This is a genomic window from Isoptericola sp. NPDC057191, assembly GCF_042670225.1.
Classification (GTDB): Bacteria; Actinomycetota; Actinomycetes; order Actinomycetales; family Cellulomonadaceae; genus Isoptericola.
In genome coordinates this window covers 35,737-62,135 of record NZ_JBHUWC010000002.1, presented here as the reverse complement: position 1 = coordinate 62,135, position 26,399 = coordinate 35,737, and the positions used below count along the sequence as shown (strand labels likewise).

Annotated in this window: 9 protein-coding genes and 1 pseudogene; 4 read left to right on the top strand and 6 right to left on the bottom strand. The window is 72.3% G+C overall.

All coding sequences use genetic code 11. The features are described 5' to 3' along the window. Positions 1-154: 154 nt before the first annotated feature. Together ACFT55_RS00805 and ACFT55_RS00800 are read right to left on the bottom strand one after the other, a co-directional pair. Positions 155-1,612 (bottom strand): HNH endonuclease signature motif containing protein, encoded by a 1,458-nt coding sequence (locus ACFT55_RS00805; protein WP_380240466.1) that lies wholly within the window; start codon positions 1,610-1,612, stop codon positions 155-157. An 84-nt stretch (positions 1,613-1,696) separates the two neighbouring features. After that, a pseudogene (locus tag ACFT55_RS00800) lies at positions 1,697-2,482 on the bottom strand (isocitrate lyase/phosphoenolpyruvate mutase family protein). Positions 2,483-2,565: 83 nt separating this feature from the next. Here ACFT55_RS00800 and ACFT55_RS00795 point away from each other — a divergent pair. Further along, entirely contained in the window at positions 2,566-2,928 is a 363-nt protein-coding gene (locus ACFT55_RS00795) for a YidH family protein (RefSeq protein ID WP_380240464.1), read from the top strand. 7 nt (positions 2,929-2,935) lie between these two features. Beyond that, entirely contained in the window at positions 2,936-3,292 is a 357-nt protein-coding gene (locus ACFT55_RS00790) for a DUF202 domain-containing protein (RefSeq protein ID WP_380240462.1), read from the top strand. A 96-nt stretch (positions 3,293-3,388) separates the two neighbouring features. On the opposite strand, the gene ACFT55_RS00785 is transcribed toward ACFT55_RS00790, so the two are convergent. From ACFT55_RS00785 to ACFT55_RS00770, 4 genes are all read right to left on the bottom strand, one after another. After that, positions 3,389-5,275: an alkyl/aryl-sulfatase gene (locus ACFT55_RS00785; RefSeq protein ID WP_380240460.1), complete on the bottom strand. Its 1,887-nt coding sequence runs from the start codon at positions 5,273-5,275 to the stop codon at positions 3,389-3,391. 71 nt (positions 5,276-5,346) lie between these two features. Next, positions 5,347-6,807: a DUF1254 domain-containing protein gene (locus tag ACFT55_RS00780; protein WP_380240458.1), complete on the bottom strand. Its 1,461-nt coding sequence runs from the start codon at positions 6,805-6,807 to the stop codon at positions 5,347-5,349. Positions 6,808-6,829: 22 nt separating this feature from the next. Beyond that, positions 6,830-7,696, bottom strand: a complete 867-nt coding sequence (locus tag ACFT55_RS00775) for a bile acid:sodium symporter family protein (protein ID WP_380240456.1) — start codon at positions 7,694-7,696, stop codon at positions 6,830-6,832. Beyond that, on the bottom strand, positions 7,693-9,378 hold the full coding sequence (locus ACFT55_RS00770) for a SulP family inorganic anion transporter (RefSeq protein ID WP_380240454.1): 1,686 nt from the start codon (positions 9,376-9,378) through the stop codon (positions 7,693-7,695). Before ACFT55_RS00770 ends, ACFT55_RS00775 begins: the two co-directional genes overlap by 4 nt. Before the next feature lie 226 nt (positions 9,379-9,604). Between ACFT55_RS00770 and ACFT55_RS00765 the strand changes: the two genes are divergently transcribed. Continuing rightward, positions 9,605-18,226 (top strand): GEVED domain-containing protein, encoded by an 8,622-nt coding sequence (locus tag ACFT55_RS00765; RefSeq protein WP_380240452.1) that lies wholly within the window; start codon positions 9,605-9,607, stop codon positions 18,224-18,226. Positions 18,227-18,365: 139 nt separating this feature from the next. After that, positions 18,366-26,354: a DUF5979 domain-containing protein gene (locus tag ACFT55_RS00760; RefSeq protein ID WP_380240450.1), complete on the top strand. Its 7,989-nt coding sequence runs from the start codon at positions 18,366-18,368 to the stop codon at positions 26,352-26,354. Positions 26,355-26,399: the final 45 nt, after the last annotated feature.

Below are 26,399 nucleotides of genomic sequence, written 5' to 3'. Positions count from 1 at the left end.
GCACGGCCCTGCGGCCGCCGGGTGCGGGTGCACCCGTCTGGCTCTTCGGTCGGCAGGGGCGTTCCGGATGCAGCACGGGGCAGGCGGGTGTGCCCGTGCCTCCCGGGCCCTCGTCCGGCGCTCGTCGTCAACACGGTGGAGCTGCGGGCGTTCCTCAGGGTGGGTCGGGAGCGTCGGGCGGGCGGAGCTCTCGCCCGGTGAGGTCGACGGGGTCGGCCACCGGGTCACGGGTGACGCGGCCGGTGGGCGACGTCCAGACCATCGTGCCGTCACGCGCCTGGGTCGCCGACCAGCGTGTCTGGTGCTTCAGGACGTGGTGCCGGCGGCAGAGGTGGGCCAGGTTGTCCGCGACGGTGTGCCCGCCGTCCGCCCACGCGACCGTGTGGTCGACGTCGCAGTGCTCGGCGGCGCGGGTGCAGCCGGGGAAGCGGCAGCGCCCGTCGCGGGCCTCCAGGTACGCCCGCAGTGCCGCGGGGACGGTGTAGGTGCCCGGGTCGGTCGCGAGGACCGTGCCGGACGTGGGGTCCACGAGCAGGCGGCGCAGCGACGGTGCCGCCGCCGTCAGGGACGATGCCACCCGCGGGTCGATCGGGCCGTGCCCGGCGAGCTCGGCGGGGTCGGTCGACCGGTCGAGCAGCGCCATCACCGGGACGGTGACGTGGACCCGGGGCGTGATCCGGCGGGCCTGGTCGGCAAGGTCCGGGACGCCGCCGTCGTCGACCGCCGCTGTCGTGGTGGCGGCTGCCTTGACCGGGCGCGGGGCCGTCGCGGGGGCGGCTGGAGGTGCGACATCGTCGGCTCCGGCGAGCAGGAGCGCGGCGTAGGCGTCCGCGCGCAGCTGGGGGAGCGAGCGTGGGTCGCCGGCGTCTCGCGCCGCGCGGCCTGCGCGCGTGAGTCGGTCGTATGCCGCGTGGGCCGTCGTGGCGGGGAGGCAGGCGCTGAGCCATGCCATGCCGTCGGCTGCGGGGTCGACGAACACGGCGCGCTTCTCGAGAGCCTTGTCGTGTCGCGCGGTGAACGGCTCGGGGTGCGCGCGGTCGCGAGCGCGGCGCAGGCGGGCGCGGAACTGCGTGAGGGTCGAGGTCGCCGCCTCCGGCAGCGTGGCGGCTTGCACGGCTGCCCGGGCGGGGGCGTCGGGCAGGTCGACGAGGGCGTCGGCCATCGCCCGTGCGTGCGCCGCACTGATCTTGCCCCGGCACAGCTCGTGCAGGGTGGCGGACCCGGCGGACGTCAGGGTCTGAGCCGTGTCGACGAGATGCTGCGCCTGCTGCTCTCCGAGGCGGAGCGTGGTGGCCACGTCGGCGACGAACGCGCGGCGGGCCAGCTGGTGCCGGCGGTCGGCGCCCGCACGCAGGACCTGGACCTCCTCACCCGCGAGGAGGGCGGTCTCGCACTGCCCGGCTGTCCGTCGTGCCCGCTCCACGGCCAGGAGCTTCTCGCCCTCCAGGGCGTCAATGCGCGCCTGGAGAGTCGCCAGGTCGTCGAGTGCGGCGGACACGTCGTGCACCGTCGGCTCGCCCGCGGGCGAGAGCAGGGGGTCCCACGGCGCGGGGCTGTCAGGCGCCTCGCCCTGGCCCTCGCGACCGCCGCCGCCCCCACCGTCTTCGAACATGTGTTCGATACTAGCCAGGCGTGAGCCGCTCCCCGCGGCATGGTGCACAACCTGTGGAAAAGCCGCCGCCGGTCGCCCGGCCCGTCAGTTCCGGAACGCCCGGGGCATGATCTCGCGCGCCGGACCGGTGCGGTCGAGGAAGCCGGTCCCGCCGGCCTGGAGCTCTCGCGCCGCGTCGACCAGCGCGGACAGGGCGACCCAGGCGAGGGTGCCGCCCACGGAGATCCGCGCGACGCCGGCCTCCGCGAGCTCGCCGGGCGGAGGGCCGCCGGCCACGAGCAGCGCGTTGACGGGCCGGTCCACCTCCCGGCAGACGGTCGCGACCTGCGTGAGGTCGTGCAGCCCGGGCGCGTACAGCACGTCGGCGCCCGCCTCCTGGTACGCCTGCAGCCGTGCGATCGTGTCGGCGAGGTCGTCACGGCCGTAGAGGTGGTTCTCGCAGCGGGCCGTGAGCACGACGTCTCCGGCTGCCTCGGCGGCAGCGGCGACCCGCTCGACGGCGAGGCCCCGGTCGTGGACGGGCTGGTCCGCGCGGCCCGTCGCGTCCTCGATCGATCATCCTGCGAGCCCGGTGGCCCGGGCGGCGGCGACGACCGCCGCGACGTCGGCGGGCGCGTCGGCGAAGCCGTCCTCGAGGTCGGCGCTCACCGGCACGTCGACGGCGGCCACGAGGGCGGCGGCGTGCGCGAGCGTCTCGTCCCGGGTCGCGGCGCCGTCGGGGCGGCCCAGCGTCGCGGCGAACCCGCTGCTCGTCGTCGCGACGGCGGCGAATCCAAGGGACTGCAGAATGCGTGCGGACCCCGCGTCCCAGGCGTTCGGCAGCAGCAGCGGGTCGCCGGGACGGTGCAGGGCGAGGAAGTCCGTCGTCATGGCACCGACGTTAGCCACGACCACCGACGGCGGTCCGGAGCCCGCCGCGCCCCGGGCGACGTCGGTCGCTAGGCTCGGGCCTCGTGAGCCGCGAGCGTTTCCCCCGGTGGGTCTACGAGAAGGGCACGGAGCCCGACCCGCGGTTCTCCCTCGCCAACGAGCGCACGATCCTCGCGTGGCTGCGCACCGCCCTGGGGCTGATCGCCGGCGGTACGGCTCTCGAGGCGCTCGACCTGCCGATGGAGCCGCACCTGCGCCTCGCGGCGTCGATCGTCCTGCTCGTGGCGGGCGCCGTCGTCCCGGTCGCCGCGGCGGTCGAGTGGGCGCGGTCCGAGCGGGCGATGCGTGAGCACGGCCCGCTACCCGGCGCGAGCACCGGGTTCCTCCTGGTGCTGACGATCTTCGTCGTCGGCGTCCTCGTCCTGCTCGCCCTGCTGCTGCACTGAGGCACCGATGACCGCCGACCGACCCGATCCGCCGCTCGTCGGCCCCGAACGTGACCGGGGCCTGCAGGTGGAGCGCACGGCCCTCGCGTGGCGGCGCACGCTGCTGTCGTTCACCGCCGCGTGCGCGGTGGCGTGGCAGACGCTGCCCGGCGTCGACGGACCGTCGTCGTTCGCGATCGCGGCGGCGGTCGCCCTGGTGCTGACGCCGCCGTTGTGGTGGTTCGCCGCGCGGCACCGGCGCCACACGTCGCGGCACCTGGACACGACCGAGCCGCGTCTCCGCCACGGCCGGCGCATCGTCCTCATGTGCGCGGGCACGGCCGTGCTGGGACTGGCCGGGCTGGTCGCCGTCGTCGTCTTCTAGCGAGCGCCGAACAGGTGGTTGCGCACGTTCTGAGCGTTCAGAACGTGCGCAACCACCTGTTCGGCACGACGGCGACGCGTGGGCGGCGGACCGGGACTACGGCGTGACGATCGCGAAGTCCGGGTCGCCCGGGTCGAGGACGGCGGTCAGGCGCGCGAGGACGGACGCGTCGCCGGAGACCTCGATGCCCGCCGCGGTCAGGGCCTCGGGCGAACCGGCGGCGAGCGCGGGCAGCGTGGCGCGGGTCGCGGTGAGCGTCGCGTCGGCGTCGCCCCGCTGCGCGGCCGCGCTGTAGGTGAGGGCGCCGTTCGCGAGCGTCAGGCGGTAGCGCGTGCCCACGTCGGTGAGCACGACGTCGACGGTGAGCCGCTCGTCCCACGCGCGGGGCCCGTCCACCTGGATGGCGATCGCGTCGAAGAGCATCTCCGGGGAGAGCTGGCCGACGATGTCGGGCGACGCCGTCTGCGTCGGGGTGCCGAAGTTGCCGCTGCGCAGCTCGGTGGCGCCGGACAGGTACACGGACCGCCAGGTGCCGTTCTCCGAGCCGTACCCGAGCTGCTCGAACGTGTCGGCGAGCAGCTCCTTCGCCGCGGCGTGGTCGGGCTGCGCGAACACGACGTGGCTCAGCACCTCCGCCACCCAGCGGAAGTCGCCGCCGTCGAACGACGCGCGCGCCTTCTCCACCACGGCGTCGGCGCCACCCATGAACTCGACGTACCGCTTGCCCTGCTCGACCGGCGGGTGCTGCCACAGGTGGGCGGGGTTGCCGTCGTACCAGCCCATGTAGCGCTGGTAGATCGCCTTGACGTTGTGGCTGACGGAGCCGTAGTAGCCGCGCGCGTGCCACGAGTTCTCGAGCGCCGGCGGCAGCTGCAGCTGCTCGGCGATCTCGGAGCCGACGAAGCCCTTGTTCAGCAGGCGCAGCGTCTGGTCGTGCAGGTAGGCGTAGAGGTCGCGCTGACCGGCGAGGAACTCCACGCCGCGCTCGCGCCCCCACGTGGGCCAGTGGTGCGACGCGAAGACGACGTCGAGGTCGCCGCCGAACAGGTCGATGGTCTCGGTGAGGTAGTTCGCCCAGGCGTGCGGGTCGCGCACGACGGCGCCGCGCAGCGTCAGCAGGTTGTGCAGCGTGTGGGTGGCGTCCTCGGCGGTGCACAGGGCGTGGCGGTCGGGGAAGTAGACCAGCATCTCGGCGGGCGCCTCGGTGCCGGGCGCCATCTGGAACACCATGCGGACGCCGTCGACCGTCTCCTCCTGCCCCGTCGTGGTGATCTCGACCGTGGGGTTGATGAGGGTGACGGTGCCGGTGGAGGTGGTCTGGCCGAGGCCGGCGCCGACCTGTCCCTGCGGGCCGCGGGCGAGCGCGGCGCCGTACATGTAGCCCGCGCGGCGGCCCATCGCGGTGCCGGCGTAGACGTTCTCGGCCACGGCGTGCTCGGTGAACTCGGCGGGCGCGATGACGGGCACGCGGCCGGCGTCGACGTCCTCCTGCGTGGTGACGCCCTTGACGCCGCCGAAGTGGTCGACGTGGCAGTGGGTGTAGATGACGCCCGTGACCGGCCGGTCGCCGCGGTGCTCGCGGTACAGGGCGAGGGCGGCGGCCGCCGTCTCCGTGGCGATCAGCGGGTCGAGCACGATGACGCCCGCGTCGCCCTCGATGAAGGTCACGTTCGACAGGTCGAACCCGCGCACCTGGTAGATGCCCTCCACCACCTCGAACAGGCCCTGCTCCGCGACCAGCGTGGACTGGCGCCACAGGCTCGGGTTCACCGTGTCGGGCGCGTCGCCGGAGAGGAAGGAGTACGTGTCGTTGTCCCAGACGACCCGACCGTCCTCCGCGGTGATCGCGTTGGGGGTGCGGCGGGCGAGGAGGCCGCGCGTCGCGTCCTCGAAGTCCTGGCGGTCGGCGAAGGGCAGGCTGTCGAGGAGCGCACGCTGCTGGGCGGCGATCGAAGGCGTGGCTGGCTTCGGGGAGGTAGGCATGGCGCCACGATGGCACCGCCGGACCACGAGCGCGCGCCGAGCCAGGCCTGCTGCCCCGGCGCGCGGGTGGGTCAGGCGTCGACGCGGACGAAGCCGCCGGTCTTGTAGCCGCGGTCGAAGAAGACCTCGGTGGGACCGTAGAAGCGGAACAGGCTGAACCAGCCGCGGCCGGGCACCGTCTTGAGCCAGTTCCCGGCGCCCTCGGGCTCGTCCGGCCCGATGATGAACGTGGTCGAGCCGTCCTCGTTGTGCACGAGGTCGTTCATGGAGTTCAGCGACGGGTAGGTCTGCCCCTCGGCGTCGACGCCCGCAGCGGTGTCGGCGTCGTAGAGGGTGATCGACCAGAACAGGCGCGCGGGCGGGTCGGCGGGCATGTCGAGGCGGTAGGTCCGCTCGCCGCGCAGGTACTCGCCGTCGGAGTCCTTGTACGCGCCGCCGTACTTCGCGCCCAGGCCCGGCACGGAGGAGATCATGCCGGTGCTGATGGAGTAGTGGTTGACGAACATGTGCGCCTTGGCGTCGACGTGGGTGTGCCCGGTGTCGCGCCAGCGCCACTGCTCGTCGAGGAGCGTGTGCCAGAAGTCGTCCGTCTCGGTGAGCGCGTGCGCGGCCCACTGGCGGTCGGACCACCACAGGCCCCTGTTCTCCCGGTCGAAGTTGGCGGCGATGTTCTTGGCCATCTTCCACCCGGTGACGGCGGCGGCCTCGAGGAGCTCGCGCTGGCGGGCCGTGGGCGCGAAGGTGTCTCCCTTGCGGATGCCGAGCGCGGCGAGCACCCCGTGCATGTACGGGTCGACGGCGTCCACGCGGTCGGACTGGATGAACTCGTCCAGCAGGTCGAAGTACGCGGCGCCGCGGGGGAACAGGGCGTCGGCGGGGGTGTCGGAGACGTGCTCGAACCGCATCGGCTGCGCCTCGCCGTGCAGCGGGCGCACCGTGATGGCCTCGACGGACTGCACGCCCGGACTCAGGTCCTCGTTGGAGGAGAAGAACCCGCGCACGAAGATGAACACGCCGTCCGTGGGGCTGGTGAACACGAAGTGGCCCTCGGGGACCTCGCCGTCGTACCCCTCGGGCACGATGAGGTACGTGCCGCCCTCGCCGTGGTCCGGGCCGGGGATGCCGACGTCGCCCAGGTAGGTGCGGCCGTCGATCGTGGGGCCGGTCAGCGGGCGGTGCCAGAAGTCGTCGAGCAAGGCCTGCAGCTTCGGCGGGGCCTCGATGACCAGCGGGCCCGACTCGGCGAGGTTCGCGAACCCGAGCCCGTAGATGACGTCGGAGTTCGGCGTCGTGATGACGGTGTTCGGCTTGAGCCGCTGCTCCGTCACGGCCATGACGTTGTACCCGGTGCCGCCGCCGGCCTGGCCCATGCCGACCTTCATCGCGTACATGTTCACGGCCGGGAGCGCCCACAGGTAGGTCTGCGTGGCGCGCTGGAAGAACAGCTCGTCGTCGAGGGCGTCGCGCGTCTCGGTCGTGGGGTATCCCCCGTCGAAGGGCAGGGCCGCAAGCTCCTCGTACCTGTCGGTCATGGGTCGTCCTTCCGTTGTTGTCTCAGGAACGGGTCGTCGAGGGCGTGGAGGTGCCCGAGCGCTTGCCCAGCTCCGCCGCGACGAGCAGCAGCGCGGCGGTGAGCAGCAGGGACGCCACCATGACGGTCACCAGCACCTCCGGCGTGTCGACGAAGCTGGTCCCGGCGATGAGCAGGGCGGCGGACAGGTTGCGCTGCGCGGTCCCGAGCGAGGTGACCGAGCGCTGCGCGCGGCCGGAGCCGCCGAGCAGCCAGCCGACGACCAGGCACACCGCGGTGAAAAGGAGGGTCGCGAGCAGCACGCCGGTACCCACCTGGTCCCAGATCTGGGGCAGCCCCACCAGCACCGCGGAGCCGATGCCGAGCGCGAGCGCCGTCGTCGACACCCGGTTGAGGATGGGCGCGAGCTTCGCGGACTCGGGGTAGCGGGCCCGCACGGCCAGCGCGACGGCGAGGGGCAGCAGCATGAGCAGGAGCAGCGGGCGGGCGATGTCCCAGGCGCTGACGGTGACGCCGTCGACCAGCAGCGGCAGCACGAGCGGCACGTACGCCACGGTGACGACCATGAGCAGCACCATGAGGCCCACGGAGTAGGGCACCTCGCCCTTGGCGAGCTGCGCCAGCTTGGGCAGGAAGGGTGCGCCGGCGGCGACACCGAGGAGCAGCAGGCCGAGGGACTGGGAGTCGCTGAGGCCGAACAGCGCGGCGATCGCCCAGGCGGCGGCGGGCGCGACGACGAAGCTGGTCACCAGGCCGAGGACCACGAGCTTGACGTCCTTGAGCGGGGTGAGGATCTGCTGCACCGTCAACGACAGGCCGAGGCCGATCATCGACGCGAGCACGAAGACGAGGATCGCCACCTGGGCGATGGCGGTGAGGACGTCGGTCACGAGGGCTCCTGCGCGGTGGTCGGGTCTGTCGGGGTGCTCGGCGCGCGTGCGGTGCGGCGGCGCTCGGCCAGGTCGTAGGCCTCGCGGACGGAGCCGAGCAGCACGTCGGACTCGGGGACGACGGCGTCCTGCAGCCGCTGCGACACGCCGCCGGTGGCGAACCGGCCCGCCAGGGCGGCGGGGACGCCGCAGACGACGACCTCGACGCCGTGGTCGTGCCAGCGGTCCAGGAGGCGGTCGAGGGACTTGAGGAACGTCGTGGACGGGATGCCGGCCGAGCCGCGCAGCGAGATGACCAGGGCGGCGTCGCGGGTGCCGGCGGTGTGGGGCCACTCCTCCTCGAGGCGGTTCACCTCGGCGAAGAACCCGCTGCCCAGGTAGTGCAGCACGGTGGTGCGGCCGCTGGGCAGGGCGGCGGGCGCGTCCTCGACGCGGAACTCGCCGTCCGTCGTCGGGACGAGCTCGACCAGCCGACCGCGCCGGGCGGACTGCACGGCGAACAGCACGATCGACAGCGCGGCGCCGAGGAAGATCGCCTGCTGCAGGGGGAGCTGCGTGGTGGCGGCGAAGGTCACGACGAGCGCGGCTGCGGAGAGCCACGAGGTGCGGAACACCAGCACGATGTCGGCCCAGCGCCCGACGACGAGCTCGCCGCCGATGACGAGCAGCAGCCCGCCGATCACGGCCATCGGGATCTCGCCGGCGAGCGGGCCGAGGAGCAGCACGAGGACGACGAGCCACAGCCCGGCGAAGATGCCGGCCCAGCGGGTCTGCGCGCCGCCGCTGGTCGCGACGCCGGTGCGCGACAGCGACCCGCCGGTGGGCAGCGCGCCGAAGAACCCGCCGGCGACGTTGGCGAGGCCCTGGGCCGTGAAGTCCTTGGACACGTTCGTCCGCGTGCCGTCCGGGTTGGGCACGGCGGCGCCGATCCCGGCGGCCTGTGCGAGCGCGACGAGCGCGATGGCGAACGACCCGGTGGCGAGCGCGGGCAGCGCGCCGAGGTCGGGGAGCGTGAACGGGGGCAGCGACCGGGGGATGGCGGCGATGTCGGAGACCCGCTCGACGTCCGTGCCGAGGATCGCGACGACCACGGTCACGAGGACGAGGGCGAGGAGGGTCGCGGTCTTGCGCAGGCGTCGCACCGCGTGGAGCACCGCCCAGACGGCCACGGTGGCGGCGGCGACCAGCACGGTCGACAGGTCCCAGTCGCCCACGTGCACCAGGGCCTCGACAAGCTTGCCCACGGTGTTGTGCGCCTCGGGGACGTACCCGGTGGCGTCCTTGACCACCCCGGCGACGATCTGCACGGCGATCCCGGCCGTGAAGCCCGTCATCACCGCCGTCGAGACGAACGACATCACCGAGCCGAGCCGCAGCACGCCCAGCAGCGCCATCCACAGCCCGACCAGCAGCGTCATCGTGGCGACGGCACCGACGTCGCCCGGGTCGAGCCCGGCGTCCGACAGCACGCTGCTCGCGGTGAAGGCGATCGCGCTGGTGAGGGTGGTGACCATGAGCACGGTGCGGGAGAAGATCGACCCGATCACCGTGGGCACGGCACCCGACCACAGGCCCAGCGGGGCGGCGAACCCCCCGACGGTCGCGTACGCCATCCCCTCCGGGATGGAGAAGAGGCCGGTCACGAAGCCGGAGACCACGTCGCGGGGGGTGGGTTTCGGCACATCCAGCACCCTGCACCACACCCTCGAGCAGCGCGACCGGGGGGCCGCAGGAAGGGTCGGGGGCATCGCCGAGCGCGGTTTCGAGCGACAACCGGGGTGTCACGTGCCAGGGTGAGGCTAGTTCCGGGGTGGCGCAGGTCACATCCGCGCGGGGCCCGGTGTAGGACGCCGAAGTGCTCCTGGGGGTCGAGGTATGTCTGGTTCGCCGGAAAGGTTACGCCGTGGGGTGTCCGCGGTGACCGCAGGCGTGCTGGCCCTGGGCGGGACGCTCGTCGTCGTGGCCACGCCCGTGACGTCCGCACCTACCGCGGCCGCCGTACCCGGCAACCCTGGCGTCCCCGGCGACCCCGAGGTGCTCTACACCGAGGACTTCGAGAACGCCCCCAACGGCTCGAACGTCCTGCTCACCGACTACACGGGCGCCCAGGGGACGAGCTACACGGCCGCCGCCTTCTGGGCGAACCGGGCCAACTGCAACGGCTTCATCGTCGACTGGGGGAGCCCGCGCGACGCGGCCGACTGCACCGACGTGAGCAACGCCGCCTCGGTGTACGACGCCATGCTGGCCATCCCGCACGCGCTGGGGCAGCTGCGCGGGGTCGACCCCCAGACCAACGGGGCGGCGGCGTCGTACACCGCGGACGGCGCGACCGGCGCCCAGATCCAGTTCCAGACCGCGACCCCGGTCGCGCTGCCCGTGGCCAACCGCTTCGTGACGTTCTCCGTGGACGCCGGCGCGATGAACTGCAACGTCTCCGCCCCTCTGCTGCGGTTCTACTTCCTCGACGCGGCGAACACGGAGACGGCGGTGTCCAGCTCGCCCATCAACGTGTGTACCGATCCGCGGGGGGAGACGCTGACCGGCGTCCCGACCCCAGGGGGCACGAGCCGGACCGTGCGCGTCGGGACGTTCGCCGCCAACGGCTCCACCCTCGTCACGGGCGACAGCCTCGGCATCCGCTTGCGCAACCAGAACAGCGCGGCGAACGGCAACGACGGCGCCTACGACAACATCCAGGTGCTCGACGTCAGCCCACAGCTCGACAAGGAGTTCTCGCCGACGTCGGCCGTCGTCGGCGGGCGGTCCACGCTGACGTTCACGGTCACCAACACCTCGGAGCTCGCGGGGAAGGACGGCTGGGAGTTCACGGACAACCTGCCCGCCGGGCTCGAGGTGGCCCGGCCGCCGTCGGTCGAGACGGACTGCGACGCCGACGTCGCCGCCACCGGTGGCGGGACGACCGTCGCGGTGACGAACGGCGTGCTCGCCGCCGGCGAGACGTCGTGCACGATCAGCGTCGACGTCACGTCGCGCACCGCCGGGACGTACACGAACGGCCCGTCGGACGTCGAACCCACCACCGGGCTCGACCTTCCCGCCGAGACGTCGGTCACGTTCACCCCGTTCGTCGGCTCGGGCGCGTGCCCGACGCCGGCGTTCCTCTTCCAGAACGCGCCGTCGGCCACGCCGACGGAGATCGACCTGGTCACCGGCGAGCTCGTGGACCGGCCGGCCCTCACGGACGTCGCGTTCAACGGCGTCGGGTACAGCGAGCTCGCCGACGCGTTCTTCGGCATGGACAACCCGACGGACCAGATCTACCTGGTCTCGCCGGACTACACGACCGTGGCGAACCTGGGGTCGCCGGACTACTCGAACGTGTCCTTCACGTTCGCCCAGCTCTTCCCGAACGGGGTCCCGATCGGTGACGTCTCGCCCGACGGCGTGCTCTACCTGGGCGGCGGCGGCTCGGGCACCCGGTCCTGGATGGCGGTGGACGTCGACCAGGACTCCCCGACGTATCTCCAGGTGCTCGACGGGGGCACCGTGCCCGCGCCGGCAGCGCCCGTCAACGCGGGTCTGGACTGGGTCTACAACCCGGACGACGGACGCCTCTACTCCTTCGGGGTGAACACCAACAACGGCAACGCGTTCATCTACGCGTTCGACCCGGACGACCCGTCGGCCGGGTTCGTCCAGGTGGCCGCGCTGGGCGCCCTCACCGCCCCGAACGGCCAGTCCGCGACGGGCGGCAGCTCTCCCTTCGGTGCCACGTACGGCAGCCCGGGGTTCCTGTACGGGGCGAACAACCAGACGGGCCAGATCTGGCGTATCCCGGCCGACGACCCGACGTCGGCGACGTTCTTCGCCTACGGACCCGGGCCGACGAACAACAACGACGGCGCACGGTGCGCCACCGCGCCGATCCTGGCGGACCTGGGGGATGCGCCGGACACCTACGGCACGACGCTGTCGCGGGACGGCGCCAGGCACGGGCTGGTCGGCTTCGACGCCACGACGAACACCGCGCCGCTCATGCTGGGCGACGCGAACACCGTCGACCCGGACGACGACGGCGCGCCGACCCCCGACGCGAGCGGCGACGACGCGGCGGGCGTGGACGACGAGGCCGCCGTCGCGAGCCCGGTCGAGGTGAGCCCGACGTCGGAGTCCACCGTGAGCGTCACGGTCACGAACGACGCGGACGAGCCCGCCACGCTGGCCGGGTGGGTCGACCTGGACGGCGACGGCATCTTTACGGCCGGAGAGCGGGCCACGGCCGCGGTGCCGGCGGGCTCGGGCACGGCCGCGTACGACCTGACGTTCCCGGCGGCCGCGACGTCGGGCGACACGTTCGCCCGGTTCCGCGTGTTCTCGGGTGCGGTCGACGACCCTGCCCCGACGGGGGCGGTGTCGGGGGGTGAGGTCGAGGACTACCCGGCCGCCGTGGTGGCGGAGCCGTTCGTCCCCGACCTGCCGCTGCAGTGCGGGACGGCGACCCGGTACCGGTGGATCACGACCAACACGTTCTACAACGACGACTTCGGCACGGCGTCCGTCCGCAACCTCTGGGTGCCGGACGGCGGGGTAGCCATCGACCCGGACGGTGCGGAGACCACGAACAACGGGGTCGCGGGAGACGCGAACCCGTACCTGAGCCCCGTCTACATCAACGACGCCACGGGAGCGACGGCGGTCGACGGGGGGCTGCTGGGCGAACCGGTCGCCACGACGCAGATCCCCGACGCGTCGGACATGGGGGACTACGGCGAGACGGTGACCGACGCCGCGGCGGCGAACGGCCTGGTGCCACGCTCGGAGGTCATGGTCACGGTGAGCCACGTGAGCGGCACGCCGGGGGCGCCGGTGTCGCTGACGCTCAGCAAGCCGAGCACCAACACGGTCCTCACGGCGTACGTCACCGACTCAGACGGGACCGTCCTGGACACCGTGCCGTGGCGGATCGCGCCGGACGCCGTGACGGAGACCCTCGACGGCTTCGACTACCCGGCGGACGGCCAGCTCTACGTGTACACGCTCGACCTCGACCCCGCCGTCCGCGGGCTGGCGACGAGCGTCCTGGGCTTCGCCTGCCCCACCGACCTCGGCGACGCGCCCGACTCGTACGGCACCACGGTCGCCTCGGACGGCCCGCGGCACGAGCTCCTCGCGTTCGACCCGGAGGCGGGCACGTCCCCGCTGATGCTCGGGTCGGCGGTCGACGCGGAAGACGACGGCGTCCCGTCAGCGGGAGCGGACGGCGACGACACGGCCGGTGCGGCAGACGACGAGGACGGCGTCGCCGCCCCGATCAGGCTCAGCCCGGTGGGGGCGACCACGGTGACGGTCTCCGTCACCAACGACACCGACGCGGCGGCCACGCTCGCCGGCTGGGTGGACCTGGACGGGGACGGTGCGTTCCAGGCGGACGAGCGTCAGAGCGTGACGGTCCCGGCGTCGTCCGGCACGGCGGACTACGAGCTGGCCTTCGGCGCCGCGACGACGACGGCCGGTACGTACGCGCGCTTCCGCCTGTTCCCCGGCGACGTGCCGGCTCCGTCGCCGACGGGTCCGGCGGACGGCGGCGAGGTGGAGGACTACCCGGCCGACGTGCTGCAGGCGGGTCTGACGATCACCAAGTCGACGGACGCCGCGGACCAGGTGCTGCCGGGCGACACGGTGACCTACACGGTGACCGTCGAGAACACGGGCGGGGTGCCGTACACCGCGGACGACCCGGCCGCCTTCACCGACGACCTGACGGACGTCCTCGACGACGCGACGTATGGCGGGGACGCGACCGCGGACGCCGGCACCGTGGACTACAGCGCGCCGACGCTGTCGTGGTCGGGCCCCCTCGCGGTCGGGGAGGCCGCGACGATCACGTACTCGGTGACGGTCGGCGACCCGCTGCCCGCGGGCGGGGACGGGACGTTGACGAACGCCGTCGTCGGCCCGGCGGAGTCGAGCTGCGTGGACGGCACCGAAGAGGGCTGTACGACCGACCTGCCGGTCCGGTCGTTGCAGATCACCAAGACGGCCGACCCGGCGGCGGCGGCGTCCGCGGGGGGCACGGTGACGTACACGGTGACGGTGGAGAACACCGGCCAGGTGGAGTACACGGCCGACGCCCCGGCGACGTTCACCGACGACCTGACCGAGGTGCTGGACGACGCGGCCTGGGACGACGACGCGGCCGGCGACGTCGGGACGGTGTCGTACACCGAACCGGAGCTGTCCTGGTCGGGGGCCCTCGGGGTCGGGGAGGTCGCGACGATCACGTACTCGGTGACGGTCGGCGACCCCCCGGCGGGCGACGAGGAGCTCGTCAACGCGGTGACCGGCCCGCCGGAGTCGAACTGCGACGACGGCACGGAGGAGGGCTGCACGGTCACCCTGCCGGTGCTGATGATGGAGATCGAGAAGACCGCGGACGTCGAGAGCGTGGCGCCAGGGGGCACGGTGGGCTACACGGTGACCCTGACGAACACGGGCACCGCGCCGTTCACCGCGGAGTCCCAGTCGGCGGCGTTCCTGCTGGACGACCTGTCCGGGGTGCTGGACGACGCGACGTACAACGACGACGCTGCGGCCGACGGCGAGACGAACAACCTGGGCCTGTTCGGGACGGACCTATTCTGGGTGGGGCCGCTGGAGGTCGGCGAGGCGGTCACCGTCACGTACTCGGTGACGGTGAACGACCCGGTCACGGGCGACGGAGTGCTGGTCAACGCCCTGGTCGGGCCGCCGGCGTCGAACTGCGACGACGGCACGGAGGAGGGCTGCACCACGCAGACGCCCGTGCAGTCCTTGGAGATCACCAAGTCTGCGGACCCGGCCGGCGAGGTGCTGCCCGGGGGCACGGTGGCGTACACGGTGACGGTGGAGAACACGGGGCAGTACGCCTACACGGCGGACGACCCGGCGACGTTCACCGACGACCTGACCGATGTCCTCGACGACGCCGCGTACGGCGACGACGCGACCGCGGACGTGGGCACGGTGGACTACAGCGAACCGACCCTGACGTGGTCCGGCGCGCTGGATCCTGGACAGACGGCGACCGTCACCTACTCGGTGACGGTGGACGATCCCGTGGCCGCGGACGGTGACGGCACGCTGACGAACGCCGTCGTCGGGCCGCCGGAGTCGACCTGTGACGACGGCACGGAGGACGGCTGCACCACCGCGGTGCCGGTGCGGGCGCTGCAGATCACGAAGACGTCCGACCCGGCCGCCGAGGTGGCCCCGGGCGGCACGGTGAGGTACACGGTGACGGTGGAGAACACCGGGCAGGTGGCGTACACCGCGGACGACCCGGCGACGGTCACGGACGACCTGACCGGGGTGCTGGACGACGCGAGCTGGAACAGCGACGCGACTGCCGACACGGGTGCGGTGTCGTACGCGGAGCCGACGTTGTCGTGGTCGGGTGCGCTGGAGCCCGGAGAGACGGCGACGATCAGGTACTCGGTGACGGTGGACGACCCGCTCGCCGAGGACGGCGACGGCACGTTGACGAATGCTGTGGTGGGGCCGCCGGAGTCGACCTGTGACGACGGCACGGAGGACGGCTGCACCACGGACGTGCCGATCCGGACGCTGGAGATCCACAAGTCGGCCGACCCGGCGGACGCCGTGACCCCGGGCGGCGTGGTGACGTACACGGTGACGGTGGAGAACACCGGGCAGGTGCCGTACACCGCGGAGAATCCGGCGAGGTTCACTGACCTCCTGTTCGGGGTGCTGGACGACGCGACCTGGAACGACGACGCGACGGCCGACATCGGGACGACGTCGTACAGGCAGCTCGAGCTGTCGTGGTCGGGTGCTCTGGACCCGGGGGAGACGGCGACGATCACGTACTCGGTGACGGTCGACGACCCGCCGGCAGCGGGTGGGAACGGCAGGTTGACGAACCTCGTCTTCGGCCCGTCCGAGTCGAACTGCGCTGGTGACCCGAACACCCCGGAGCAGCCGCCCGGTTCGCCGGCTGACTGCGTGACGACGGTACCGATCCGGGCGTTGACGATCACCAAGACCGCTGACCCGGCGGGCGAGGTGGCTCCGGGCGACACGGTGACGTACACGGTCACCGTCCAGAACACCGGGCAGGCGTCGTACACGGCGGACGACCCGGCGACGTTCGACGACGACCTCACGGACGTCCTCGACGACGCGACGTTCAACGACGACGCGACGGCCGACGTCGGGACGGCGACCTACGCGGAGCCCACCCTGTCGTGGTCCGGCGCGCTGGAACCCGGGGAGACGGCGACGATCACGTACTCGGTGACGGTGGACGACCCGCACGCCGAGGACGGCGACAGCATATTGACGAACGCTGTCGTCGGGCCGCCCGAGTCGAGCTGTGACGACGGCACGGAGGACGGCTGCACCACGGACGTGCCGGTGCGGGCGTTGCAGATCACGAAGTCGGCGGATCCGGCGGACGCGGTGGCTCCGGGTGGCACGGTGACGTACACGGTGACGGTGGAGAACACCGGGCAGGTGGCGTACACGGCGGACGACCCGGCCTCGGTCACGGACGACCTGTCGGACGTGCTGGACGACGCGACGTGGAACGACGACGCGACGGCGGACGTCGGGACGGCGACCTACGCGGAGCCGACGCTGTCGTGGTCCGGCGCGCTGGCCCCGGGGGAGACGGCGACGATCACGTACTCGGTGACGGTGGACGACCCCCCGGCCGAGGACGGCGACGGCACGCTGACGAACGCCGTCGTGGGACCGCCGGAGTCGAGCTGTGACGACGGCACCGAGGACGGTTGCACCACGGACCTGCCGGTGCGGGCGTTGCAGATCACGAAGACGGCGGATCCGGCGGACGAGGTGGCTCCGGGTGGCACGGTGACGTACACGGTCACCGTCCAGAACACGGGGCAGGCGCCGTACACGGCGGACGACCCGGCGACGTTCACGGACGACCTGACCGGGGTGCTGGACGACGCGGCCTGGAACGACGACGCGACGGCCGACGTCGGGACGACGTCGTACGCCGAGCCGACGCTCTCCTGGTCGGGCGCGCTCGAGCCCGGGGCGACGGCGACGATCACGTACTCCGTGACGGTGGACGACCCGCCCGCCGAGGACGGCGACGGCACGTTGACGAACGCCGTCGTGGGACCGCCGGAGTCGACCTGTGACGACGGCACGGAGGACGGCTGCACCACCGACGTGCCGGTCCGGGCGCTGGAGATCAGCAAGACAGCCGCTCCCGCCGGCTCCGCCAGCCCCGCGGACACGGTGACGTACACGGTCACGGTGACGAACACGGGCAAGGTGGCGTACTCGGCGGACGACCCGGCGTCGTTCACGGACGACCTGTCGGACGTGCTGGACGATGCGGCGTTCAACGACGACGCGACGGCCGACGTCGGGACGGCGTCGTACGCCGAGCCGACGCTCTCCTGGTCCGGCGCGCTGGAACCGGGGGCGACGGCGACGATCACGTACTCGGTGACCGTGGACGCCCCGCCGGCCGAGGACGGCGACGGCACGCTGACGAACTCCGTCGTCGGGCCGCCCGAGTCGAACTGTGACGACGGCACGGAGGACAGCTGCACCACGGACGTGCCGGTCAACGGCCTGGAGATCCGCAAGACGGCGGATCCGCAGGATGCGGTGACGGCCGGCGACACGGTCACGTACACGATCACGGTGACGAACACCGGTCAGACCGCGTACACCGACGAGAGCCCCGCGACGGTCACCGACGACCTCACGAACGTGCTGGACGACGCCGTGTACGACGGCGACGCGACGGCGGACGTCGGTGAGGTCTCGTACGCGGAGCCGGAGCTGTCGTGGTCGGGTGCGCTCGATCCCGGCGAGACCGCGACGATCACCTACTCGGTGACGGTGGGCGACCCGCCGGGCGGGGACGCGACCCTGGCGAACGCCGTCCTCGGGCCGCCGGAGTCGAACTGCCCGGTCGCGGTCCCGACCGGCGGCGGCGGGATGGCCGCTGGGGTGTCCACCGCGATCCCGCAGCTGCCGGAGGGCTGCCAGGTCGTCACGCCGGTCCGGGCGTTCGAGGTCACCAAGTCCGTCGACACGGACGAGGCGGCCCCCGGCGACCTGGTGACGTACACCGTCACGGTGACCTCGACGGGCGCCGCGCCGTACACGGACGAGGAACCGGCGAGCGTCTCCGACGACCTGTCCGACGTGCTGGACGACGCCACGCCGGCGGGCCTGCCGACGGCGAGCGCGGGCGAGCTGCGGTTCGACGACCCGGTCCTCGCCTGGCGCGGTCCGCTGGACGTCGGCGGCACGGTCACCGTGACGTACGCGCTGCGGGTGGACGACCCGGCCGCGGGCGACGGGACGATGGTGAACGTCGTGGTGACGCCGGAAGGCTCCGGCGGGTCCTGCGCGGCGGACGACGGGTGCACCACCTCCACGGACGTCGTGCCCGGCTCCGGGGGCGGCTTCCTGCCGCGGACGGGCGCGGACGTGGTCGCCGCGCTCCTGGCCGCGGTCGTGCTCCTGCTGGGTGGGGCGCTGCTCTACCGCTTCGGGACGCGACGACGGGAGGAATGACCCGGACGCGGCCTGGTGGGGGCGAACGCGAAGAAATCGTCGTTCAACGCGCCAAGTCGTGTGAACTCTGACACCGTCGGTGTGGTCTGCGCACGAGGGTGTGCGCGGGGTGGTGGCACCGGGGTGGGGGAGAGCTTCGATGGCAGACGGACGCACGACGACGAGGCACGGCGCACGGCACGCACGCAGGCGGCAGGGCAGACGCTTCAGCCGCGGCTGGTCCGTGCTCGGCGTGCTCGCGCTCGCGCTCGGTGGCGCCGTCATCCCGGCGACGTCGGCGTCCGCGGCGGACTGGCAGATCGGCAAGCTCGAGACGAGCACCGGGCCGTACCAGCCGGGGGAGACCGTCACGTGGGTGATCACGGTGTCGTGCTCGGACCCGAACCAGGACCCGTGCACGCCGACCACGGTCACCGACCCGCTGCCGGACTACGTCGAGCTGGTCAGCGCGTCGATCCAGAACCAGGACGGCGCCACGGGCGGTTCGCTCGACGCCGACACGGACACGGACACCGTGACGTACACGGCCGACAGCGTGAACAACGGCGGCCAGGTCCAGATCCTCATCACCGGCACGATCGCCGACGACATCCCGTACAGCGCGAGCGGTGAGCCGATCACGAACACCGCCACGGTGGACTCGGACAACGCCGCCGAGCAGTCCGCGAGCGACGACATCGTCCCCGAGGTGCCGCTGAGCCTGGACTCCGACACCACCAAGACGATCGACCCTGCGGGCGCGATCGCGAACCCCGGCACGGCCGCGACGATGACCATCGGGAGCACCAACACCTCGAACGACACGGTCGACTCCCTGGTGATCGTCGAGCCGACGGCGGGCACCGACCCGAACCCGTTCACCTACCTGGGCTTCACCGGGTGGGGCGACGTCTCCTGGCCCGCAGGCGCGACGGCGGCGGACGTGACGTTCACCTGCGCGGACGGCACCACGCCGACGGCGACCAGCACCACCGCCGACACGCTGCCCGACCCGCCGGCCGGGTGCGACGTCGAGGGCTTCACGGTGACGTTCACCGGCGCGATCGAGCAGGGCGCGTCCGCGTCGATCCCGATCGCCGTCGAGCAGACCGACGCCGTCACGGAGCTCACCGACACGACCACGGTCACCAACTCCACGTCGTCCAACGTGGTCCACGGCGACGACGAGTCGGACCCGACGACGGCGACCGACACCTACGTGATCACGCCGCCGAACAACAGCGTCACGCCGACCAAGACGTTCAGCCCCGACGTGGTGAGCGCGGGCGACCCGACGACGGTGACCCTGGGCGCGACGAACGACGGCGACCCGACCACCGAGCTGACGATCACGGAGCCGTCGCCCGGCACGGACAGCCCGTTCGAGGGCGCCGACCCGCTCACCTTCACCGGGTGGGGCACGGACGGCGCCGGCGCGGGCGTGGTGTGGCCGAACAACGCGGACGCCGCGAGCGTGACGTTCACCTGCGCCGACGGGACCACGACGGACCCGATCCCCGCCGAGGCGGAGGACACGCTGCCCGACCCGCCTGCTGGTTGTGAGGTCGTCGGGTTCTCCGTCGAGTTCACCGGCGACATCGTCACCGGCGCCGAGGCGACGATCCCGTTCACCGCGGACACCGACCCGGACCAGGAGGTGGACGACGTCGTCCACCCGAACGAGATCACGGCGACGATCCCGAACGACTCCGAGACCGCGTCCGACGACCTCACGACGCTGACGGACCGGCTCGCGACCGACACGACCAAGTCGATCTCGCCGTCCACGATCCCGGCGCTGCCCGGCCAGACCGTCGTCGTCGGCCTCCCGACCCAGCTGCTGCCGTTCGGCCCGGACGGGTCGACCACCAACGCGGACGAGGTCGTCATCCAGGACCCGACCGACACGGGTGCACCCGGCGAGTTCTGGGACAACTTCACCGCCTCGTCCGTCCGGTCCACCGAGGTGCCCGCCGGCACGTCGCTGACCATCAACTACTGGGACGGCACCGCGTGGGTGGAGGCGCCGGACTGCGGCAGCCCCGTGGAGGGCGCCGCGACGGTGAACTGCGACCTGCCGGACGGCGCGCAGGGCGTCCAGTTCGTCTACGAGGACAACACCGGCGAGGGCATCCCGCCGGGGACGAGCTTCTCCCCGAACTTCATCGCTGCGTACACGGGCCCCGAGGACCGCGACGCCCCGATCGAGAACTGCGGCGCGTCGAGCGCGTCCAACAGCGCGATCGCGCCGACCGACCCCGCCGAGGGCTGCGACACCGTCGACCCGTTCCCGGTGCCGGTGGGCCCGGGCGACCTCGACTTCATCGCGAAGGACTTCCTCGCCCCCGAGGGGCAGACCGGTGAGCCCTACACGCTGCGGGCGCGCACCCAGGACGGGATCACGGCGCAGATCACGTGGTCGACCAACGGGTTCGAGAACGTGGACCCGATGGTCATCAGCGACATCGCCGACCCCGTCGCCGCGGACGACCCGGCAATCTCCGGCTCGTTCTACGACGCGTTCAACCTCACGCGCGTCGAGGCGATCGACAGCTCGGTGGACCCGCTGATCCAGTACGACGCCATCACCGGGGTCGAGTTGTTCATCGACGGCGCCTGGGTCGACGCGTCCGGCGACCCGTGCAGCGTGGCCGCGCCGTGTGACGGGTCGTTCCCCGGCTACACGCTGACGGCCGACGAGCAGGAGGCCGCGACCTCGGTCCGGCTCACCTACACCGAGTCGCCGTCGCGGGCCGAGTTCCCGACCGACCCGACCGTCCCCGCCGCCGGAAGCGGCGTGGCCCGCTCGACCCAGGCGGACGGGCGGCACCTCGACCTGACGTTCGAGCTGCGCGACGACCGCCGCAGCGGCGGACCTGCGCTCGGCCGGGACCAGGGGGAGATCTACAACAACGGCGACGACCCGGGCCTCGTGACCGACACGGCGCGCGGCACGGCCACGTTCAACCCGCCGGACGGCAGCGAGCCCGTCGAGCGCACGGACACCGACGACGACCAGGTGCTCATCATCGACGAGCCGATCAACGTCGGCATCGACAAGGAGTGGACGGGCGGGCCGCTCTCGGTACCTCCGGAGGGCACGCCGTACGCCGACTTCCCGTCGACCGTGGTGACCGTCACCGGGTCGAACAACTCCGTCGCGCGGGTGGACGAGCTGCGGATCGCCGAGCCGTCGACGGCGAACCCGGACAACGTCGTCGAGCCCGAGGTCGCCGCGGGGACGAGCCCGTTCGACGCGTTCACGCTGACGGACATCATCGACGTCTCGCCGCCGGACGGGGCCGAGACGACGACGGTCACGCTGACCACCGTGGACGGCACGACCACCGACTACGACGAGGCTGCCGCCGAGGCGCTCACCGCGGCGCAGCTGGCGGACGTCGTCGGCGTCGAGGTGACGTTCGACGGCCGCATCGCGTCCACGGAGTCGGGCAACAACGAGGGCGTCCTGCAGATGAACCTCAAGCTCCGTGAGTTCGACCGGTACACCGAAGAGCGCATCACCGTGGACCACGACCCGAACCCGGTGCCGAACAGCGCCGGCGCCGAGGTGTCGGACCCGGGCGGCACGAGCGACCAGACACCGCAGGCGTGGGACACGGCGGACATGGAGCTCCGTGACGCGGAGATCACGATGGAGGAGACCAAGTCCTTCGACCCGGCGACCATCGTCGAGCCCGGTTCGGACGCCGAGGACAACCCGACGTCCACCCTCACCATCACCGGCCAGCCCACGGGGCCGTCGCGTGCGGTCGAGATGACGCTCACGGACGTCGACGGCAGCTTCTGGAACCAGTACGACCTCGTCGACTTCGACAGCTCCGCTCTGGTGACGCCGATCGACCAGGTCCAGGTGGACGCCTACACCGGCGGCACGTACGACGCGGCGAGCGACACCTTCACGGGTGGCACGTGGACGGACGGCGAACCGGCCGCAACGTTCGCGCTGCCGGCCGGCGTGGCCGCCGCCGACGTCACCGGGCTGCGGTTCACGTTCACCCGCGCCGACGGCGCGATCTGGGAGAACCCCGCCAACCCGACCCAGCCGGTGAACCTCACCGTCCAGGTGCGGGACACGCTGCGCTCCGACCCGAGCACCCCGGTGCCGAACGACCTGGCGGAGAACGACCCCGCCCCGGGCGAGGACGCCCCCGGGCTGGCGACCAACGACGTGACCTCGACGGTCACCGGCGCCGACCTCGTCTTCAACCCGGACGACCCGGAGAACCCGATCCCGGTGTCCAGCGAGGACGACGCGTCGGCGACGATCACCTACGAGCACGCCGAGAACGGCGTGAAGATCGTCAAGGACTTCGACACCGACATCTCCGGCGGGACGAAGCCCCCGGGGTCGCCGTTCCCGATGAACATCACGGTGACGAACGTCGGCAACCGGCCGATCTACGACCCCGTGATCGAGGACGTGATGCCGCGCGACGCCGACGGGCCGCAGCTGCGGCTGGCGGACGTCGACCAGCCGTACAGCTACGCGCTGACCGAGCCCGACACACCGCCCCCCGGGCAGCCGAACGGGCCGCAGATGCCCACCGACCCCGACCAGGTGACGGTCGACCGCACCGGCAACATCTTCAACCTGACCTGGACGTTCCCCGAGGGCACGGTGCTCGAGGTGGGGCAGACCTACACGATCACCGTCGAGGTGATCTTCCGGGACACGCTGCCCGCCAACACGCTGGTCGAGAACACGGCCGGCGTCACCGGCGACCGGCCGTGGGACGTCTGCCAGGCCCAGTCCGGCGACGACGGCAGCACGATCGACGGACGGATCAACGAGGACACCGGGGCGTGCGAGGCGGACTCGGACGTGACGCCGATCCCCTCCGGCGTGCTGTCGGAGTCGAAGTACGTCAAGGCGACCGACGACGACGAGATCGACGTCATGCTCGACCCGGCCGCGCCGGACCAGAGCGTCGACTGCAGCGCGCCGAACGGCCCGGACGGCTTCTACGCCTACCCGTGCACGCCGGTGATCATCCCGGGGCACAACGAGACCTGGCGGGTCCAGGTGAACAACGTCGGCAACCTCCCCATGGACAAGGTGGTCATCTACGACCGCCTCCCCAGGCCTGGGGACACCGGGTCGGACCCCGACAGCGTGTCGCCGCGTGACTCCGAGTGGACGCCGATCCTCACCAACGACCCGCCCCCGCAGATCGTCAACGCCCCGCTGGGCAGCACGACGACGTTCTACTACACGACCGTCGACGACTACTGCGGGGACGACCTGACCGACCCGGTCAACGAGCCGACGTGCCCGGACGACCCGGAGACCGGCTGGGCCGAGCTCACCGCCGACACCTCGGAGGCGACGTACGAGCAGATCAGGGCGCTCAAGGCCGTGGTCACGATGGCGGACGGGAACCTCTTCCGGCCGGGCAGCTCGCTCTCGCTGGAGGGCACGACGACCACCCCGCCCGAGGTGCCGGAGGCGGGCGACCGCTCCATCGCGTTCAACTCGGCCGCGGCGTCCGGCGCGATCGTGACGTCCTCGGGGGACCGGGTGAACTCGCTGTCCACCGAGGGCACGAAGGTCGGCGTCGCCACGGCGTCGGGCCCGCTCCAGGTGAACAAGATCGTCACGGGTGACGGCGCGGCGAACGCCCCCGACTCGTTCGACCTCACCGTCCAGTGCACGTCCGCCGTGGGCACCTGGGTGGAGGAGGACCTGGATCCGATACCCATCACCGTCACCCCGGGCACACCGGTGGTGGTGCCCGACCTGCCGTACGGCGCCGAGTGCACCATCACGGAGGACGGGGACGCCGGGCAGACACAGCTCATCGTCGGCACGGTGACGATCGACAGCGAGACGGTCGACGAGGACCCGACGACGATCACGGCGGACAACCGGTACGACCTGTCGAGCATCGTCATCGACAAGGAGGTCGTCAGCGACGCCGTCGACCAGGACGGCAACCCGGTCGAGTTCGGGCCGTTCGACGGCACGGTCGAGTGCACGTTCCTCGGCGAGGACGTGTACGCGGACGGCTACGGTCCGGACGACCCGATGACCTTCGAGCTCGACGACGGCGACTCGGTCGAGTTCGACGGCCTCCCCGTCGGCGCGGAGTGCACGGTGACCGAGACGGGCGCGGGCAACGCGTCGACCACGACCATCACGGTGCAGCAGGGCCCGCTCGGCGAGCCGGTGGTCACGGACGGCACGTCGGCCGACCTCACCCTGGCGGGCGACATCGTCGGCGAGCCGAGGAACGCGGTCACGCTGACCAACACCTACGACGTCGGCGTCATCAACCTGCAGAAGGTCGTGGACGGCGACGGCGCGGGCGCCTACGGCGGTGGGCCGTTCGACATCCAGGTGACCTGCACGTTCGACGACGGCGACGGCACCGGGCCGCAGACCGTCTACGACGACACGGTCGTGCTCGGTGGTGCCGGGCCGCTGTCGGCCCAGATCAGCAACCTGCCCGCCGGCGCGGAGTGCGACATCGTCGAGACCGACGACTCCGGGGCGACGGGATCGGTCGTGGTCCCGGACCAGGTGACCGTCGACGCCGACGACCCGGCGAACGTGGTCATCACCAACACGTTCGACGTCGGCGCCATCCAGGTCGACAAGGACCTCGCCGGCCTCGGGGCGCTGTACGGGCCCGGGCCCTTCGAGGTGAGCCTCGCGTGCACCTACGAGGGGGCGGACCTCACCATCCCGGGCGGTGCTGACCGGGAGCTGGAGGCCGGCGGCAACGGCGTGCTCTACTCGGGCCTCCCGGTGGGCTCCGAGTGCACGCTCACGGAGACCGACGACTTCGGGGCGTCGTCCACCACCATCACGGTGGACGGCGGCGAGCCGGTCGACGGCACGACGGTCGACATCACCGTGCCCCCGGCGACCGACGGCGACCCGACCACGGTGGACGTGGGGATCACGAACACCTTCGAGACCAGCCCGCTGGTGGTCCGCAAGGTGGTCGACGGTGACGGTGCGGCCTTCGCGCCGCCGATGCCGGACTTCGAGCCGCTGCCCACCACCCTGGAGGAGCTGGCGGACTACGACTTCAGCGCCATCCCGTTCGAGGACTTCCCGTACGAGGTCACGCTGGAGTGCACCGACAACCAGGGCCAGCCCGTGGAGGTCATCCCCGGCGGTGCCGACCGCCGGTTCGGTCCCGGGTTCCCCGCGGTGTACTTCGGGCTCCAGGACGGCGACCTGTGCACCGTCACGGAGACGGACGACGGCGGCGCGACCTCGTCGACGATCTCGCCGGACCAGCCGGTGGAGATCGACGGCGACACCACGTTCGAGGACCCGCAAGAGGTCACGGTGACCAACACCTACGACACCGGGTCGGTCGAGGTCGACAAGGTGGTGGACGGTGACGCCGCGGCGTTCGTGACGGCGCCGTTCGAGGTGTCGCTGGCCTGCACGTTCGAGGGCCAGGACATCGAGGTCCCGGGCGGGGCCACGCGGACGGTGACGCCGGACGAGCCCGCCATGTACGACGGCCTGCCGATCGGCGCGGAGTGCGTGGTCACGGAGACCGACGCCGCGGGTGCGGCGTCGTCGACGGTCTCGACGACCGTCGAGGGCGGCGACCCGGGCCAGGTCGTGGTGCCGGGCGCCGACGCCGACCCCGCGGTCGTCACGGTGACGAACACGTTCGACGCCGGGTCGATCGCGGTGGAGAAGGTGGTCGACTTCGAGGGCGACGCCTACGACGTGGGTCCGTTCGAGGTGACCCTCGCCTGCACGTTCCAGGGCGAGGACATCACGATCCCGGACGGAGCGGCGCGGGAGATCGCGGCCGGTGACACCGTCACCTACGCGGGCCTCCCGGTAGGCGCCGACTGCGTGGTGACGGAGACCGACGACGGCGGCGCTGCGTCGTCGACGATCTCGACCGTCGGCGACGGCGACCCGGGCGCGGTGACCGTCGCGGCCGGCGACCCGGCGCAGCTCACGGTGACCAACACGTTCCCGGCCCCGCCGGCACCCCCGACCCCGCCGGGCCCCCCGGACAACGGGGGCGACAACGGCGGGTTCCTCCCGCGGACCGGTGCCGACATCATCCTGTGGCTCGGGATCGCGGTCGCCCTGGTCGCCGGTGGCGTGGTCCTCGTCGGCATCCGCCGCCGCCACCAGCACTGACAGGAAGGTCAACGCTGCCGAGGTAGCACCAAACCTGCCAAGGTA